Source organism: Chitinophaga sp. ARDCPP14 (assembly GCF_051362515.1).
Classification (GTDB): domain Bacteria; phylum Bacteroidota; class Bacteroidia; order Chitinophagales; family Chitinophagaceae; genus Chitinophaga.
The window spans coordinates 570,921-588,121 of sequence record NZ_JBKIXB010000001.1 but is presented as its reverse complement, the minus strand read 5'-3'; the positions used below and the strand labels follow the sequence as shown (position 1 = coordinate 588,121).

Below are 17,201 nucleotides of genomic sequence, written 5' to 3'. Positions count from 1 at the left end.
TTTTTATGCCAGTTATAATTAATTACCTACCATATAATAAATGGCTATTGCAGGCATATTGGAGATAAACTACTTTTGAATTACGATTTCAATATAAACGCAATATAAAGATTTTATACTCTGCATTACTAGCGTGATTAGCCCCAAAGAAAAAAGACACCACGTGGTGTCTTTTTTGCTTTTATGACATTTTAATCAGTTTTGTACAGATAGATACTTTTAATCAATTATAGCCATTTCATCTGCCTTGTGCTCCAGCTGGTAAAACGAAAGCAGCCGGCGTATCACGCCTTCCACAAGGGCATCCGGACAGGAAGCGCCGCTGGTAAGCAGGATGGTTACTTTTTCCTTTTCCGGTAAAAAGCTGTCAGCAATAATCTCTTCTTTATGGTGAAAGTCCCAGTGGTTAATCGCCTTTGCGGATAGTATTTTTTCGGGAGATGAGATAAAATAGGTAGGCAGCTTTTCTTCACACAGTTCCACGAGGTGCGAAGTATTAGAGCTGTTATAGCCTCCCACTACAATGGCCAGGTCAGCAGGTTCCTGCAGCATGCCGGTAACGGCCGTCTGGTTATCATTGGTGGCGTAACAGAGCGTATCGCGGGTATCGGCAAACCTTTCGCCGGCGGTAGCCTCTGTAAGCCCGAAATGAGTGATCATCACCTGCCGGATGTAATCGGCAATGGCCTGCGTTTCGGTAGCCAGCATCGTGGTTTGGTTCACTACGCCTACCCGTTGAAGATCGGTAGCCGGGTTAAAACCGGGTGAATATTGTCCTTTGAACAAGGTGTTAAATTCCTCCGGAGTACGCCGGCCGGTAATAAACTCTGCCAGCAGCTCCGCTTCCTTAATATCTTTTACTACCACGGTAGGCGTGCCGGAGGCGCTATGGGAAAAGGTAGCCCTGGTTTCTTCGTGCTTTGGCTTGCCGTGTACAATTACCGTATAGTTTTTCTTACCAATCTGTTCCGCCTTGTTCCATACGCGTTCCACAAAAGGACAGGTGGTATTGTATTTCAGTGGTTCAATGCCCAGGGTGGCCAGCTGCCGCTCGGTTTCCAGGGTAGTGCCAAATGCAGGGATGATCACAATATCATCTGTTTGCAGGCTTTCCCAGGGAACCAGCTGATGGCCGGCGGTATCCATAATAAACTGCACGCCGCGGTCAAGCAGGTCGTTGTTTACATGCGGGTTGTGAATCATTTCACTGAGCAGGAAGATCCGTTTGCCCGGGTTTTCGTCCACGGTTTTGAAGGCAATTTCAATGGCGTTTTCCACACCATAACAGAACCCGAAGTGCCGGGCCAGTAAAATCCGGAGCGGACCAAAATCCAGCTCGGTAGGCGTGAAGTCCTTTTTCATGCGGTCCTGCTGCTTGCGCTGGTTTTTAATGGCGCTGATCAGCGGACTGCGATATATAACCGGAACGTTAAATGTTTTCATGTGTTAAATGGCAGAAAATTGAAGGACAAAGTTAATCAGTTTTCTTTGCTCACTTTGTCCAGCCATGCTTTTTCTTCGGCGCTGAGGCTATTATAACCTTTTTCATTGATTTTATCCAAGAGCTGGTCTAACCTGGAAGGGTCCCTGTCTTCGGCTTTTTTCACCACTTTCAGCGGCGACTTCTTGGGTTTGAATTTACGGGTCGGCCGTTGCTGGCGGCGGTTGTTGAAATCAAATAACCATATCAGGGGCTGGCAGAGGTCAGTCCCTGCCTGCAGGGTGCGTATATAGAGGAAGCCCAGCAGGGAACCGCCCATGTGGGAAATCAGGCCGCCGATGTTACCATCCGGGATAGAGATCAATCCCAGTATCACCAGGGCCATCGCCAGCCATTTCAGTTTCACGCTGCCCAGGAACATCAGGCCAATTTCAAAATTGGGCATCAGGGTTGCCGCTGCCACCAGGATACACATGATGGCAGCTGAAGCGCCCACCATAGTGGTACCTACGAAGCCCGGAAAAAGACTGGCACTCAGCAGGTACAATAAACCGCCCGCAATACCTCCCAGCAAATAAAGGGGGAGTACCCGCTTATTTCCCAGGAAATCCCGGAACAGGTTACCAAACCAGTAAAGATTGATCATATTGAAGAGGGCGTGGAAGATGCCAACATGTGTAAACATGTAAGTGATCAGCCCCCAGGGCTTTAGGATAAATGCGCTGAGCGGAACATTCATGGCCAGCTGGTCATAGGTCCATTCAAAAGGAGTGGGCTGCTTGGTCAGAAACGCAATAAGACGCAGTATATTTAATCCCAGGAAGATGACGATATTCCAGAAAAGCAAATAGTTAACTGTGTTTCCCTGCCTGAGCCAGTAGCGAATATCCGATTGAAATGAGGTCCCGTTCATATACACAAATTAAAATAAAATCCGGGATTAAATAATAGTAATTAACATTTTGAAAGCACGAAAAGTAAGCCTGTTCACTGCTAATGAATATCATCTCTCCTGCACCTGTTAACAACAATTAATCCGGATACTGGTTCTTCCTGCGGCAAAAAAAATGCCGTTTACGCAGTTTAATTTTTTGTCGTAGTAAGATTATTAATAATGCAATTAAAAAATATCTGAGAAGACCAGCCAATACCGCAGCGGAAGGTGATTTTCTTCAATAAAAATACGTATAAACGGGTATTTTTTCGTATTTTTGCCGTCCCATAAAACAGGGTATCCGGGTATTCCGGGTAAAATTTTAATTTTTTATGAGCGAAAACAACATTTCTAACGAACAAAACGCTGAACAACAGGCTCCACAAGCAGAAGCTGCTGTGGTTGAAACAGCGACACCAAAGGCACCTGTAGCAAAAGTTGAAACGGCACACGACGATTTTGACTGGAGCGTTGACAAACGTAACGTTTCTTCTTACAGCAAAGAGGAAAAAGAAAAGTACGATGTTACTTACGACAGCACTTTCAAGGTGTTTGAAGAAAACAGCCTGCTGACAGGTACTGTTGTAGGTTTAACCAACACAGATGTAGTGATCAACATCGGATTCAAATCTGATGGTTTGATTTCTCTGAACGAATTCCGTGATTTACCAGGTCTGAAGATCGGTGATGAAGTGGAAGTGCTGGTAGTAGAAAAAGAAGACCGCGATGGTAACCTGCACCTGAGCCGTAAACAGGCTCGCCAGAAACGTGCATGGGAAAAAATCGTGGAAGTTTACAAAACAGGCGAAGTGGTTACTGGTACCGTTACCAGCAAAACCAAAGGCGGCCTGATCGTAGATGTATATGGTATGGAAACATTCCTGCCGGGTTCTCAGATCGATGTGAAACCAGTTACAGATTACGACCAGTTTGTAGGCAAAACAATGGAATTCAAGGTGGTGAAAGTAAACGAAACCATCCGCAACGCCGTTGTTTCCCACAAAGCGCTCATCGAAAGCGATATCGAACAACAGAGAGTGGATATCATCAGCAAACTGGAAAAAGGCCAGGTGCTGGAAGGTACCATCAAAAATATCACCGACTTCGGTGCGTTCATCGACCTGGGTGGTCTGGACGGCTTGCTGTATATCACAGATATCAGCTGGGGCCGTATCTCCCATCCGAGCGAAGTACTGCAGATGGATCAGAAAATCAACGTTGTTGTGCTTGACTTCGATGACGAAAAACGTCGCATAAGCCTCGGCTACAAACAATTGACCCCGCATCCGTGGGATACTTTGCCAGCTACTATCACCGAAGGTGCTAAAGTAAAAGGTAAAGTTGTAAACATTGAAGACTACGGTGCATTCCTGGAAATCATGCCAGGTGTGGAAGGTCTGGTTCACGTATCTGAAATCTCATGGGCTTCTACGCCAATCAACGCTAAAGAATTCTTCAAATTAGGAGAAGAATACGAAGCCGTTGTAGTTACCCTGAGCAAGGAAGAACGCAAAATGAGCCTGTCTATCAAGCAACTGACAGAAGATCCATGGTCTACTATCGAAACTAAATTCCCGGTTGAAAGCCGTCACAAAGGTATCGTGAAAAACATCACTCCTTATGGCGTATTCGTTGAACTGGAAACTGGTATCGGTGGAATGATCCACATCTCTGACCTGAGCTGGATCAAACGTTTCAACCACCCATCTGAATACACTAAAGTAGGTAACGAAATAGATGTAGTAATCCTGGGTATTGATAAAGACAACCGTAAACTGAGCCTCGGTCACAAACAGATCGAAGAAGATCCATGGAACACTTTTGAAACTATCTTCCCGATCAACTCCGTACACGAAGGTACCGTTGTGAAGAAAGATGATAAAGGTGCTACGGTTCAACTGCAGTACGGTCTGGAAGCTTACGCTCCTGCACGTCACCTCAGAACTGAAGATGAAAAACCAATCAACGTGGAAGATGTGAAAGAATTCATGATCATCGAATTCGATCGCAGCGAAAAACGTATCCTGGTTTCTCATACCAGGGTTTGGGAAAAAGCACAGGCGGAAGAAAAACAGGCTGTAGTGAAAGAGAAGAGAGAAGAAGCTGATAAAACCCGTAAGGCTGTGAAAAACATCCAGGGTAAAGTTGAGAAAGCCACTTTAGGTGATCTCGGCGCTTTAGCTGAACTGAGAGAAAAACTGAAACAATCTGAAGGCGGCGAAGAAAAAAGCGCGCAATAAGATCCGGTTTCATTAAATAATAAATCCCGCTTCGAGTAACATCGGAGCGGGATTTTTTTTATAATAGTTACCGGTCTTTACTTCATCAGCAAGGACAGCTTCGCATCATTGAATTCCAGCAAACTGTCCAGTTTCATATTAGCCAACGCATACCGCGGATCATGCCGGTTATGCGCCTCCGGTACCACCACGGTAGTCATCCGCGCCGCCTTGGCAGCAGTCATACCCGTTACAGAATCCTCAAAAGCGATGCAATTCAACGGATCACTGCCCAATGCTTTGGCGCAGGCCAGGTACACAGCCGGATGCGGCTTCCCATAATCCTCAAACTCAGCAGAATACACCGCCTGGAAAGCGTCTTTTATCTGCAAATGCTCCAGTGCCGCATTAATCAGGCGCAGCGGGGAAGAAGATGCCAGCCCCATTTTGAACCCTTTCTCCCGGAAATATTGAAGGATATATGATAACCCCTCCATAGGATGGCCCTCCGCTATAATTTTTTGTATTACGCTGTCAATAATTTCATTTACTACCTGCTCTGCACTCTTCCCTTCCCATTTATAGTAATTATGCCAGTAACTCACCACTTCCTTGGTGCGAAGCCCCGTGGTCAGATGCGTCAGCTCCGGCGAAAGGTTTACTCCCACCGTTGCAAACACCTCCCGCATGGCGATGCCCCACAAAGGTTCTGAATCGATCAACAGGCCATCCATATCAAATATTACCGTATCTATCATATGTTTTCCATTTATGCGCGGCAAAGATAAGAAGTTATGCGGGGAGATCGCAGTACACCGGCAACTGTTTGCCAGCCTGCATTTGGGCTTCAAGTCCACCTTTGCTTCCGGTATACTTCCGGTTTAACCCGTACCAGGGTGCCGGTACTCCTTATCCCATAACAATAAGTTATACGCCATAAACTTTGGTTATCGCACTGCTGCGGTAACCAGGCAGGCTGTTCTCCGCCAATCCGTCCCAGACCGGCGTTTAGGCCGCCTGCCCGCTGCAGACCTGCGGCCTCTGCTAATTTCCCCCCTTTTTGGAGCCTTATTGAATGTTGAAAAAAGTTTTGGAAAGATGCCCTGCATTTATATCTTTGTATTACTCTACTAAAATTATAGGGAATATGGGTAATGATAGAAGGAATTGTCGTAGAAACAGTTGTTGTTCATCAACACCCATGAGGCGCGTGTAATATGGAAAATCAGTGATCATCTTGCTGTAAATCAACATTATACGAGGCCTCCGCTAACAATCCGGGGGCTTTTTTATTTAAAAAACGACCAACACCCCCAAACCAGAATTAAATAATTGCTTTACCACCACTGAAAATACTTTTTATGCAAAGCTTCAGAACAGAACTAGAAAATCCAATCGTTGAACAAGATATTATAGACCTGGAGAAGAAGATCCGCCTGTTCCGCGAAGGCGCCGTGTCAGACGAAAAGTTCCGCAGCCTCCGCCTGGCCAGAGGTATTTACGGTCAGCGTCAGCCCGGTGTGCAAATGATCCGCATCAAATTGCCATACGGTAAAATGACCCTGAAACAATGGCACCGCATTACCGAAATTTCAGATGAATATGCCACCAGTAATCTGCACCTGACTACCCGCCAGGACGTACAGATCCACTACGTGAGCCTCGACAGAACCCCCGAATTATGGTCTAAACTGGAACAGGATGGCATCACCATCCGCGAAGCCTGCGGTAACACCGTTCGCAACGTCACCGCATCAGACCGCGCCGGTATCGATCCGGATGAACCATTTGACGTTACGCCATACGCCGATGCCACCTTCCGCTACTTCCTGCGTAACCCGGTGAGCCAGGAAATGGGCCGCAAAATAAAGATCTCTTTCTCCTCTTCTGAAAAAGATACAGCCTGGTCATTTATGCACGACTTTGGCATGATCCCCAAAGTAAAGATCATCGATGGTAAAGAAGTACGTGGCTTCAAAGTATTGGTAGGCGGCGGTTTGGGCGCACAACCCTTTCTCGCTAAAGTAGTATACGAGTTCCTCGAAACAGATCAGCTTATTCCATATATCGAAAACGTACTGCGCGTGTTCGACCGCTACGGTGAAAGAACCAGCAGGAACAAAGCCCGCATGAAATTCCTCATCCAGAAAATTGGAATGGAAGAATTTGAGCGCCTCATTAAAGAAGAATACAAAGCCATAAAAGTAAAAAGCGTACCGGTAGATGCAGACGCATGGCAGGCAACAACACCGCCTCCCGCAGCGCCAACACCGGCTTACAGCATAAAAGATCCAAAGAAATACGAAGCCTGGAAAGCTACCAACACCTTTGAGCAAAAACAAAAAGGATACTTCGCGGCTTACGTTAAAATAACACTGGGTAACATCGGTTCAGCGATCAGCCGCAAACTTATCGAAGCGCTGCGCCCCGTAATAGCCGACGATGTACGTGTAACCGCCAACCAGGGCCTGTTACTGAAATACATCCTGCCGGCAAATCTCCCGTATGTTTTCAGCGTACTGGAAGAAGCAGGCTTTGCAGATCCCGGATTCGACAGCATCGCAGATATCACGGCATGCCCCGGTACCGATACCTGCAACCTCGGCATCTCCAGCAGCACCGGCATCGCCAAAGTACTGGAAGATGTGATCACCGATGAATTCCCGGATCTCGTTTATAACAAAGACATCAAAATAAAGATCAGCGGATGTATGAACTCCTGCGGTCAGCACGGTATTGCCAGCATCGGTTTCCACGGCAGCTCCATGAAGAGCGCCGGTAAAGTACTTCCCGCCCTGCAGGTACTACTCGGTGGCGGTATTGTAGGCGATGGCGCAGGCCGCGTTGCCGATAAAGTAATTAAGGTACCAAGTCGCCGCGGCCCGGATGTATTACGCAGCCTGCTGCACGACTATGAAATCAATGCCCAGGAAAATGAACTGTTCAACGAGTACTACGACCGTAAAGGTGAAAAGTATTTCTACGAATTGCTGAAACCATTGGCAGATCTCAGTTCCCTCACCGCGGGCGACTTTATCGACTGGGGACAGGCACAGGACTACGCTACAGCGATCGGTGTGGGCGAGTGCGCCGGTGTAATCATCGACCTGGTGGCTACGCTGCTGCTGGAAGCAGAAGAAAAACTGGAACTGAGCAGTGCCGCCATTATTAAAGGCGCCTATTCAGATGGAATTTATCACGCTTATTCTTCCTTTGTGCAGGGCGCAAAAGCACTGTTACTCGGCGAAGCCATCAGCGGTAATACGCAGATCGGTATCATGAACGATTTCGATAAACATTTTGTGGCTACCGGTAAATTCAGCTTTGAGCCTGATTTTAAAACAGTAGTGCTGCAGATTAACGGTAACGAGCCTACGGAAAGTTTTGCAAAAACTTATTTCCAGCAGGCGCAGTCATTTTATAATGCTGCACAGGTATACCGTCAGAGAGCCAGCGAACTGGTGCAGGCTTAATTATTTATTTATCAAAAACACGACCACTCATGCAAAAGATACAACCCAAACTCACATTGATAGGTGCAGGCCCAGGTGATCCGGAATTGATCACTGTTAAAGGGTTAAAGGCTATTCAAAACGCCAGGGTAATCCTTTATGACGCATTGTCCAGCAATGAACTGCTGGACCATGCGCCGGCTAACTGCCTCCGTCGTTTTGTGGGTAAACGTGCAGGAATGCATGTATATTCACAGGACGAAATAAACAGGATGATTGTAAAATATGCATTAACTTATGGCAGCGTTGTCCGCTTAAAAGGAGGCGACTCCTTTGTTTTCGGCCGTGGCCAGGAGGAAATTGCCTTTGCTCAGCAGTTTGGAATTACCGCGGAAGTGATTCCCGGTATTTCCAGCGCGATCTCTGTACCAGGCGTCAACAAAATTCCGGTCACTGCACGAAACGTAAGTGAAGGGTTTTGGGTGATCACCGGTAACACACAGAACGGGAATTTATCCCGCGATCTGGATCACGCCATCAGGGCCAATACCACGGTCATCATACTGATGGGGATGAGCAAACTCGCAGAAATTGCAGGGATCTACAGCGCAGCAGGAAAAGGGGAAACCCCCGCCGCTATCATCCAGAATGGTACTTTGCCAACCCAGAAAATGGGAGTGGGCAACGTGGCCGATCTGCTGGAAATAGCCGCTACGCACGATCTGCATAATCCTGCCGTTCTGGTGATAGGCGAAGTGGTGAGCTTCCATGAAGCTTTCCAGGCCTTGAAGAACAAGGTGTCAGAGGAACTAAAAATTGCCGTATAATGGAAGAAAATCATTTATTCCCGGTGTTTTTCAAATTACACCGCCTGCATGTACTCGTTGTGGGTGGTGGTAATATCGGACTGGAAAAAGCCAATGCCATGCTGGACAATTGCGCAGATGCAACCATTACAGTAGTGTCATTGGATTTTTTGCCTGAACTGGAGGCGTTAACACACCAGTATCCCAATATTACCCTTGTTCAGAAATCATTTTCATGTGGCGACCTGCTGGGGAAAGACCTGGTAATAGCAGCCACCAACAACAAGGACTTTAATTATTATGTGTGGGAAAAAGCCAAAGGCAGCAAAGTGCTGATCAATGTAGCTGATACCCCTGAGCTTTGTGATTTTTACCTGGGCTCTATCGTAAAAAAGGGAAATCTGAAGATCGCTATTTCTACCAATGGTAAATCACCCACCATTGCCAAACGCCTGAAACAGGTGCTGCAGGAAGCCATCCCGGATACCCTCGATGAAGTATTGAACAAATTATCGCTGATCCGCGAAAAACTGACCGGTGATTTTGCCAGCAAAGTAAAAAAGCTGAACAGCATCACAGAGGTACTGGTGAAGCCCGAAAGTGAAGGTGTGTAATTATTTTTTCAACAACTCCAGCAGCACCTGTGCCTGGTTGTGTGTTTCGTCTTTAGCCCCGTACAGCAATGTTACCCGCTGATGTTGCGCCTTCTTTTTAATACCGGCCAGCAACTCTTTTTTCTCCTGTAATTCATGTTTATATTTTGTTTTGAACTCAGCAAACCGCGCCGGGTCATGGTTAAACCATTCGCGCAGTTCGTTGCTGGGAGCGATTTCTTTTGCCCATTCATCAACATGGGCCCGCTCTTTTGAAATACCCCTCGGCCAGAGGCGGTCTACCAGGATGCGGTAGCCATCGGTATCTGCATAATCTTCGTATATCCGTTTAACCTGTAACATATTTACATAACGTTCACAGGAACCGTATTGTTTTCCTCCATCGTCTTCCCAAAAATTAATATCATTGCACCTATGATAACTCACGGTCAGATCATCACCGCAACGGTGGATTTTGTAAAAACGGAATTAGCAGGAGCAGAAGGGGGCCACGACTGGTGGCATATTTACAGGGTATGGCAACAGGCAAAACATATTGCCGCCACCGAAACAGCCGATATGCTGGTAGTAGAACTGGGCGCCTTGCTACACGATATTGCAGACTCAAAATTTCATAACGGCGATGAAAATATAGGCCCGGCAAAAGCAGTGGCTTTCCTGCAATCATTGGAAGTGCCGGCCGGTATCATCACACAGGTGGAGAATATTATCCGTCACATTTCTTTTAAAGGAGGCAACCAGGAAAAAACATTTTTCTCTGCAGAGTTAGCCGTGGTACAGGACGCCGACCGGCTCGACGCTATCGGCGCCATCGGCATCGCCAGGGCTTTTAATTACGGCGGTTTCAAAAACAGGTCGCTCTACGATCCTGCCATAAAGCCCAATATGCAAATGACAAAAGAGGAATATAAAAACAGCAGCGCTCCTACCATCACACATTTCTACGAGAAATTACTGCTGCTGAAAGACCGGATGAATACCGCTACCGGTAAAAAACTGGCCGAAGAAAGACACGCATTTATGGAAGCATTCCTGGAGCGGTTTTACAAAGAGTGGGAGGGGGAAGCGTAGGTTGTCTTACTCAGGATTACACTGATTTTATTGATTTAAAGGATTTGAATACTTTGGATTTTAAATGATTTGGGGAGATATAAGCGGATATTTTCGCCTATATCTCCCCAATCCTTTTTAAAAATCTAAAAAAAAATAAAATCAACTTAATCAATAAAATCAGTGTAATCCTGAGTAAGACAACCTACGCTTATATCTCCCCAAATCATTTAAAATCCAAAGTGTTCAAATCCTTTAAATCAATAAAATCAGTGTAATCCTGAGTAAGACAACCTACGCGCTATATCTTCTCGAAGAACAGTGCTTTCAGCTCATCCGCATCTTCGGGTTTCATTTTGCCTCCCAGGATCAGGCGCAGCTGACGGCGGCGTAAAGCGCCTTCATATAACTTTTTTTCTTCTTCTGTGTCGGTCAGGATGCCAGGTACCGGCCGGGAGTTGCCGTTGGGGTCCAGGGCTACAAAGGTCATGAAAGCTTCGTTGGATTTATAGCGGTACTGTTGTACCGGGTCTTCTCCCCAAACTCTCATGTGTACTTCCATGGAAGTATTGAAGGCCCGGCTTACTTTAGATTCAATATGTACCACGTTTCCCAGTTTAATGGGATTTTCGAAAGATATATTATCTACAGAAGCGGTTACTACGGGTGCGCTGCAGTGTTTCATGCAGGCCAGTGCCGCGGCAATGTCCATCCAGTACATCAAACGGCCTCCCATGAGGTTACCGAATGTATTGGTATCATTCGGTAAAACCAGTTCGGTCATCTGTATCAGCGAGTCTTGGGCTCTCTTTGGCGTTAAAGTCATCTTTTATGTATTTCGGACGCAAATTTACTGTTTATATATTTATAGTCGCGTACGCATTTACAGAACAGCGTTGGCAGATAAAGGTTTTTAACAAATAATTTCCGGTACTTGAAAATTCTTTAAAACGCCCTGTAGATAAGTGATGAGAGCTGAATATTATCTCCAAAAAATTAACAAACAAATAAAGCGCTGCCGTAAAAAACTTGGGAGCGACGCAAATTTGTGTAACTTTGCATGACCTTCGGAAGTAGTTTACTTGATCGGTTTTACACCAAACGCAGTCCGGCACTTCCCCGTTTATAGGTCAAGTATTCTTAGCAGAATTTTAGTTTTATGGCAAAATATATCTTCGTTACAGGAGGTGTTACATCTTCTTTGGGTAAAGGAATTATAGCAGCTTCCCTTGCAAAATTATTGCAGGCACGCGGCTTTAGAGTGACTATTCAGAAATTTGATCCATATATCAATGTGGATCCGGGTACATTAAACCCTTATGAACATGGTGAATGTTATGTAACGGAAGATGGCGCAGAAACCGATCTGGATCTCGGACACTACGAACGTTTTTTGAATACGCCCACGTCTCAGGCCAATAATGTTACCACCGGCCGTATTTACCAGACAGTAATTAATAAGGAAAGGGAAGGAGCTTATCTCGGTAAAACCGTACAGGTAATCCCTCACATTACGGACGAAATCAAACGCCGTATCCTCCTGCTTGGTAAGGATGGCAAATTCGATATCGTTATTACAGAACTTGGTGGTACCGTGGGTGATATTGAATCACTCCCTTACATTGAGGCGGTTCGCCAGTTGCAATGGGAGCTGGGTGAAGAAGATTGCCTGGTAGTGCATCTTACACTGATCCCGTACCTGCGTGCAGCTAAAGAGCTGAAAACCAAACCTACGCAACACTCTGTACGCCTGCTGAGCGAATATGGCGTGCACCCGGATATTATCGTTTGCCGTACAGAAGAACCATTGTACCGCGATCTGAAAAAGAAAATCGCCCTGTTCTGTAATGTACAGGTAGATGCCGTGATCGAAGCAAACGACGTTCCTACCATCTATGAAGTACCGCTGGAAATGATGCGCGAGAAACTCGATGTTTCTGTACTGAAAAGACTGGGATTACCTGTGGAAAAAGAACCGGAACTGGTTAAATGGCGTGAATTCCTGGATAAACTGAAATATCCTAAATCCAAAGTTACCATCGGTTTGATCGGTAAATACGTGGAATTACAGGATGCTTACAAATCTATCCTGGAGTCATTTATACATGCCGGCTCCCTGAACGAATGCAAAGTAGTGGTACAAAATATCCACTCAGAACATATTACACCTGAAAATGTATGTGAAAAGCTGAAGAACCTCGACGGGCTCCTGGTAGCTCCGGGCTTCGGTCATCGCGGCATTGAAGGAAAGATCATCGCCATCCAGTATGCCCGTGAAAATCAGCTGCCTTTCTTTGGTATCTGCCTGGGAATGCAGATGAGCGTAGTGGAATATGCCCGTAACGTACTCGGCTGGAAAGATGCACACTCCGTGGAAATGAATCCTGACACCGCTCACCCGGTGATCAACCTCATGGAAGAGCAGAAGAAAGTGACAGCTAAAGGCGGTACCATGCGTCTGGGCGCTTATGCCTGTGAACTCACACCAGGCAGCAAAGCAGCCGAAATATACGGTGGCACCAACATCAGTGAAAGACACCGCCATCGCTACGAGTTTAATAACGACTTCCTCCAGCAGTTTGAAGACGCCGGCCTCGTTCTTTCCGGTAAAAACCCGGAAAGCGGTCTTGTTGAAATCATCGAACTGCCTACCCATCCGTTCTTCGTGGGCGTACAATTCCACCCGGAACTGAAAAGTACCGTGGAAAGCCCGGCGCCTGTTTTCGTGTCTTTTATTAAGGCCGCCAAACAGTACGCAGAAGCCAAAAACGGCAAAGCCAAAATGGAAGAAACCATCGCGAAGTAACCTGCGCGGAGGTTGTCTTTCCCGCTGATTACGCTGATTATACTGATTAACCGGATTTTTACTTTTTGGATTTTATAAAGGATTAAGGGAGATAGAAGCGGATACATCGCTCTTATCTCCCTTATACTTACCGGTGATTTTAAAAGATTTGGGGAGACATAAGCATATCCGCTTATATCTCCCCAAATCTTTTAAAATCAAAAGTGTTCAAATCCCTTAATCAGTATAATCAGCGTAATCAGCGAGAAAGACAAAATCCGCTCTGATCCTCAACATAATACGCATTTTCTTTACTTATTTATTATTTTAACCGCATTTAACAGGGGTTTCACCTAAAAAGCATGGTCAATTCATAAAATCCTGCTTACCTTTGCTGCCTAAATTTTAATTGCATTTCATGGATAGAAATTCGGTCATTGGGTTTTTACTGTTGGGCGTTTTGTTGGTAGGATATATATTCTTCAACCAGAAACAACAGGCAGGAGCCGCAAGGGAAAAAGCCAGGCAAGATTCCATCGCAGAGCTTAACAAGCCTAAAACACCTTTAGCAGATACTGTCAGCCTTGCTGCAGCCGCCGCAGGAGGCCAGCTGGATTCAGCCCACCAGGCGCTGTTAAACGGCGAATTTGGCGTATTTGCCGCTGCTGCCACCGGCAACATGCAGAACACAGTACTGGAAAACGATGTGGTAAAGATCACTTTTTCCAATAAAGGTGGCCAACCGGCAAGTGTACAACTGAAAAAATACAAAACTTATGATGGTGGTCCGCTGATGCTCGTGGAAGGCTCTTTTAACCGCCTTTCAGTAGAAGTGCCTGCCAGCTTAACAAAAATGCTGAACAGCGCGGATCTGTTCTTCACCGCCGGCCAACCCCAGGAAGGCGCTGGTGGCGTAAAAACAATCGCATACCGTCTTAATACCAATAACCCTGCTTCTTACCTGGAATTTATCTATTCCCTGAAACCAGGCAGCTATGTAGTGGATTATACCATTCACGCGGTTGGTATGCAAGGCTTACTGCCAGGCAACCAGAATTATCTGAGCCTCCAGTGGAACAGCCAGGAAGATAAACAGGAACACGATCTTGAAAATGAGCGCCTGAACAACCAGGTGCATTATATGCTGGAAAATGATAAACATGATTACTTCACCCTCAGCCGCACCAGTCATGAAAAACTGGAAAACAAACTGAAATGGGTGAGCGTAAAACAGCAGTTCTTCAATACCACCCTGATTGCTAAAAAGGAACTGTTCACTAACGTGGATGTAAACACGAAAGTGCCGGTAAGCCCTAATATCGTAGGACAAACATTCAGCACTATACAGATTCCGTATAGCCGCACCAATGATTTCTCCTTCCCGGTTGAGATCTATTATGGTCCCAACCACTATAAAACACTGAAATCTTTTGATATCGGCCTGCAGAAGATCATTCCGCTGGGTACCGGTATCTTTGCTTTTGTGAAGTATGTGAACATCTTTATCATTATCCCGGTGTTTAACTTCCTCAGCGGATTTATCAGCAACTACGGTATCATCATTATCCTGCTCACCCTCTTCATTCGCCTGTTGATAGCTCCTTTTACCTACCAGAGCTATGTTTCCCAGGCTAAAATGAAAGTGCTGAAACCTGAAATTGATGAGCTGAAAGCAAAACATGGCGACGACCAGCAGGCATTCGGTGTGGAACAAATGAAACTGTTCAAGAGTGCAGGCGTAAACCCGCTGGGCGGATGTTTACCCGCATTGCTGCAGCTGCCTATCCTGGTGGCGATGTACAGCTTCTTCCCGTCTTCCATTGAGCTGCGCCAGGAAAGCTTCCTATGGGCAAAGGATTTGTCTACTTATGATTCTATCCTGAACCTTGGCTTCAACATACCGTTCTATGGCAACCACGTGAGCTTGTTCACCATCCTCATGACCATCACCAGCTTGATCCTGGCGTTCTACAATCGTGGAATGACCGACCAGAGCAACCCGGTAATGAAATACATGCCTTACGTAATGCCGGTAATGTTGCTGGGTATCTTCAACCGCCTTGCTGCGGCACTTACCTTCTACTACTTCCTGTCTAACGTGATCAGTATTCTGTTACAGTTTGTGATCCAGAAGTTTATCATCAACCATGATAAAATTCACGCACAGATCCAGGAAAATAAAAAGAAACCAAAGAGCAAATCCAAATGGCAGGAGAAACTGGAAGAAGTCCAGAAACGCCAGCAGGACATACAGAAGAAAAAGTAGGATTAATACAATCTGAACATTTCAATAATATTTTTTCGCAGAAGGCTTCCCGTTAAGGAAGCCTTCTCTATTTTTGAACGGATATGATAAAGAGATGGTTTTTATTGATGTGCGCCGCCGGTACAATCACCGCCGCACAGGCACAGGACACTATTCCTGATGCCGCACGCATTCAGGGAATAGTGAATTACCTGGCGTCAGACAAACTGAAAGGCAGGGGCACCGCAGAAAAGGGCGGGAAAACAGCCAGCCACTACGTGGCAAAACAGTTTAAAAAACTGGGACTGAAGCCGGTAAATGGCAACAGCTTCTTCCAGGATTTTATATTCACCCGGAAAGAACATAAGGATATTCCCAGCAGGAACGTAATCGGGTATCTTGATAACGGCGCCGCACGTACGATTATCATTGGCGCCCATTATGATCACCTCGGAACGGCCGCTTTATTCGATGGAAAGTATCCCATCGGTGAAATCCACAACGGTGCAGATGATAATGCTTCCGGCGTGGCAGGCCTGCTGGAACTGGCGCGGCACTATGTAAAGAACCAGGGCCGCGAGCCCTTTAACTTCCTCTTTATCGCTTTCGGTGGGGAAGAGATGGGGTTGCAGGGTTCAAAATATTACACGGCACATCCGCTGATGCCGCTGGATAAAGTGCATTTCATGCTCAATATGGATATGATTGGCCGCTACAACCCGGAAAGGGGCATCGGGATTGGTGGCTATGGCAGCGCAGAAGAGTGGCCTGCGGTGTTCAAAGATGTACAGCAACCGGGCATTAAATACTTTACAGATGCAGCGGGGAAAGGCGCTTCTGATCATCATAATTTCTATATAAGCGGGGTACCGGTGATGTTTTTCCATACCGGTGGTCACGACGATTATCATAAACCTACCGATGATGCGCCTAAGTTACAGGCCAAAGCAGAAGCCGGCATCGTGCAGCTGGAAATTCAGCTGATCAACCGTGCCATGGCTTTCCCGGTATTGCATTATGTAGGGGAGAAGAGTTAGGAAATAAGTTCTACTTCGTATACCGGGCTAAAAAGAAACCATTTATTAGACGCTACCTCTTCACAGCGGTAGCGTTTTCTTATTTTATCCCCTCTGCGGAATACGCGTCCGTCTTTGGTTTTAAACAGTCCGTTTAAGGGAACCTGTTCCACGAAGAAATGGTTTTCTTTCTGCAGGTCGTAGTTTTTCAATACCCGCATCAGGTTTTCATCTGCGCAGGAGCTGGCAGCGGGATTGGCCATGCTCTGGCGCACCGCAGTTTCCACATCGGGTGGCAACAGGCTTTTACCTACAAAGTCGCGCAAAATAAAGGAGAACTCCTGCTTCCATTCCTTGCCATGCGACGCCACGCGGTTGGCGTATTTATTAAAGGTGGTGAGATGTGCAATTTCATGCAGCAGGGTGAGCAGGAAAGCGTATTTATTCAGGGAGCCATTTACACTGATCCGGTGTCCTTTGCCCTGCCCATCGGGATGACGGTAGTCGCCGAGTATACTCGACCGTTCGCGTGTAACCGTCAGGTGTACCTTATAGGTACTCAGAAAATCCATTACCTGTCCGAAAGTTCCTTCCGGTAAGTAGGACGCTAGTGCATTTAAGGGCGCCTCTTTTTTCAAA

14 protein-coding genes are annotated in these 17,201 nt (G+C 46.2%); 8 read left to right on the top strand and 6 right to left on the bottom strand.

What is annotated here, in order from left to right:
• Positions 1–219: 219 nt before the first annotated feature.
• On the bottom strand, positions 220–1,443 hold the full coding sequence (locus ACLHR0_RS02345; protein ID WP_436484431.1) for a 4-hydroxy-3-methylbut-2-enyl diphosphate reductase: 1,224 nt from the start codon (positions 1,441–1,443) through the stop codon (positions 220–222).
• A 35-nt stretch (positions 1,444–1,478) separates the two neighbouring features.
• Positions 1,479–2,354: a rhomboid family intramembrane serine protease gene (locus tag ACLHR0_RS02340; RefSeq protein ID WP_370909651.1), complete on the bottom strand. Its 876-nt coding sequence runs from the start codon at positions 2,352–2,354 to the stop codon at positions 1,479–1,481.
• Between the two features lie 353 nt (positions 2,355–2,707).
• Between ACLHR0_RS02340 and rpsA the strand changes: the two genes are divergently transcribed.
• Positions 2,708–4,615: a 30S ribosomal protein S1 gene (rpsA, locus tag ACLHR0_RS02335; protein WP_370909652.1), complete on the top strand. Its 1,908-nt coding sequence runs from the start codon at positions 2,708–2,710 to the stop codon at positions 4,613–4,615.
• A 77-nt stretch (positions 4,616–4,692) separates the two neighbouring features.
• Here the strand turns inward: rpsA and hxpB are convergent, their stop codons facing one another.
• On the bottom strand, positions 4,693–5,352 hold the full coding sequence (gene hxpB, locus ACLHR0_RS02330) for a hexitol phosphatase HxpB (RefSeq protein ID WP_436484430.1): 660 nt from the start codon (positions 5,350–5,352) through the stop codon (positions 4,693–4,695).
• 603 nt (positions 5,353–5,955) lie between these two features.
• Between hxpB and ACLHR0_RS02325 the strand changes: the two genes are divergently transcribed.
• Genes ACLHR0_RS02325 through ACLHR0_RS02315 form a run of 3 tightly spaced genes read left to right on the top strand, consistent with a single transcriptional unit; the run spans position 5,956 to position 9,466 of the window.
• A complete protein-coding gene (locus ACLHR0_RS02325) occupies positions 5,956–8,067 on the top strand; it encodes a nitrite reductase (RefSeq protein ID WP_436484429.1) in 2,112 nt (703 codons plus the stop codon).
• 29 nt (positions 8,068–8,096) lie between these two features.
• On the top strand, positions 8,097–8,873 hold the full coding sequence (gene cobA, locus ACLHR0_RS02320) for a uroporphyrinogen-III C-methyltransferase (protein WP_370909655.1): 777 nt from the start codon (positions 8,097–8,099) through the stop codon (positions 8,871–8,873).
• A complete protein-coding gene (locus tag ACLHR0_RS02315; RefSeq protein ID WP_436484428.1) occupies positions 8,873–9,466 on the top strand; it encodes a precorrin-2 dehydrogenase/sirohydrochlorin ferrochelatase family protein in 594 nt (197 codons plus the stop codon). Before cobA ends, ACLHR0_RS02315 begins: the two co-directional genes overlap by 1 nt.
• Here the strand turns inward: ACLHR0_RS02315 and ACLHR0_RS02310 are convergent, their stop codons facing one another.
• The gene (locus ACLHR0_RS02310; RefSeq protein WP_429045319.1) at positions 9,467–9,808 is read right to left on the bottom strand and encodes a DUF488 domain-containing protein; all 342 of its coding nucleotides are present in this window, start codon (positions 9,806–9,808) and stop codon (positions 9,467–9,469) included. It lies immediately after the preceding gene.
• Between the two features lie 72 nt (positions 9,809–9,880).
• Here ACLHR0_RS02310 and ACLHR0_RS02305 point away from each other — a divergent pair, with 72 nt between their 5' ends.
• On the top strand, positions 9,881–10,537 hold the full coding sequence (locus ACLHR0_RS02305; protein WP_436484427.1) for an HD domain-containing protein: 657 nt from the start codon (positions 9,881–9,883) through the stop codon (positions 10,535–10,537).
• 280 nt (positions 10,538–10,817) lie between these two features.
• Here ACLHR0_RS02305 and ACLHR0_RS02300 read toward each other — a convergent pair whose 3' ends face one another.
• Complete coding sequence (locus tag ACLHR0_RS02300) at positions 10,818–11,342, bottom strand: acyl-CoA thioesterase (protein ID WP_370909659.1); 525 nt, start codon at positions 11,340–11,342, stop codon at positions 10,818–10,820.
• Between the two features lie 333 nt (positions 11,343–11,675).
• On the opposite strand from ACLHR0_RS02300, the gene ACLHR0_RS02295 reads away from it, so the two are divergent.
• The 3 genes from ACLHR0_RS02295 to ACLHR0_RS02285 all read left to right on the top strand — a co-directional run bounded on the left by ACLHR0_RS02295 (position 11,676) and on the right by ACLHR0_RS02285 (position 16,583).
• Positions 11,676–13,322: a CTP synthase gene (locus ACLHR0_RS02295; protein WP_429045322.1), complete on the top strand. Its 1,647-nt coding sequence runs from the start codon at positions 11,676–11,678 to the stop codon at positions 13,320–13,322.
• Positions 13,323–13,719: 397 nt separating this feature from the next.
• Positions 13,720–15,567 (top strand): membrane protein insertase YidC, encoded by a 1,848-nt coding sequence (yidC, locus tag ACLHR0_RS02290; RefSeq protein WP_429045323.1) that lies wholly within the window; start codon positions 13,720–13,722, stop codon positions 15,565–15,567.
• 83 nt (positions 15,568–15,650) lie between these two features.
• Positions 15,651–16,583: a M20/M25/M40 family metallo-hydrolase gene (locus tag ACLHR0_RS02285; protein WP_436484426.1), complete on the top strand. Its 933-nt coding sequence runs from the start codon at positions 15,651–15,653 to the stop codon at positions 16,581–16,583.
• On the opposite strand, the gene ACLHR0_RS02280 is transcribed toward ACLHR0_RS02285, so the two are convergent.
• Complete coding sequence (locus ACLHR0_RS02280; RefSeq protein WP_429045326.1) at positions 16,580–17,200, bottom strand: SprT-like domain-containing protein; 621 nt, start codon at positions 17,198–17,200, stop codon at positions 16,580–16,582. The two genes, ACLHR0_RS02285 and ACLHR0_RS02280, sit on opposite strands and share 4 nt — an antisense overlap.
• Between the last annotated feature and the right edge of the window lies 1 nt (position 17,201).

Coding starts and splice junctions, on each gene's coding strand:
- ACLHR0_RS02345 (WP_436484431.1), bottom strand. CDS start 1,443: ATGAAAACATTTAACGTTCCGGTTATATATCGCAGTCCGCTGATCAGC.
- ACLHR0_RS02340 (WP_370909651.1), bottom strand. CDS start 2,354: ATGAACGGGACCTCATTTCAATCGGATATTCGCTACTGGCTCAGGCAG.
- yidC (WP_429045323.1), top strand. CDS start 13,720: ATGGATAGAAATTCGGTCATTGGGTTTTTACTGTTGGGCGTTTTGTTG.
- cobA (WP_370909655.1), top strand. CDS start 8,097: ATGCAAAAGATACAACCCAAACTCACATTGATAGGTGCAGGCCCAGGT.
- ACLHR0_RS02325 (WP_436484429.1), top strand. CDS start 5,956: ATGCAAAGCTTCAGAACAGAACTAGAAAATCCAATCGTTGAACAAGAT.
- rpsA (WP_370909652.1), top strand. CDS start 2,708: ATGAGCGAAAACAACATTTCTAACGAACAAAACGCTGAACAACAGGCT.
- ACLHR0_RS02295 (WP_429045322.1), top strand. CDS start 11,676: ATGGCAAAATATATCTTCGTTACAGGAGGTGTTACATCTTCTTTGGGT.
- ACLHR0_RS02305 (WP_436484427.1), top strand. CDS start 9,881: ATGATAACTCACGGTCAGATCATCACCGCAACGGTGGATTTTGTAAAA.
- ACLHR0_RS02300 (WP_370909659.1), bottom strand. CDS start 11,342: ATGACTTTAACGCCAAAGAGAGCCCAAGACTCGCTGATACAGATGACC.
- ACLHR0_RS02285 (WP_436484426.1), top strand. CDS start 15,651: ATGATAAAGAGATGGTTTTTATTGATGTGCGCCGCCGGTACAATCACC.
- hxpB (WP_436484430.1), bottom strand. CDS start 5,352: ATGATAGATACGGTAATATTTGATATGGATGGCCTGTTGATCGATTCA.
- ACLHR0_RS02310 (WP_429045319.1), bottom strand. CDS start 9,808: ATGTTACAGGTTAAACGGATATACGAAGATTATGCAGATACCGATGGC.
- ACLHR0_RS02315 (WP_436484428.1), top strand. CDS start 8,873: ATGGAAGAAAATCATTTATTCCCGGTGTTTTTCAAATTACACCGCCTG.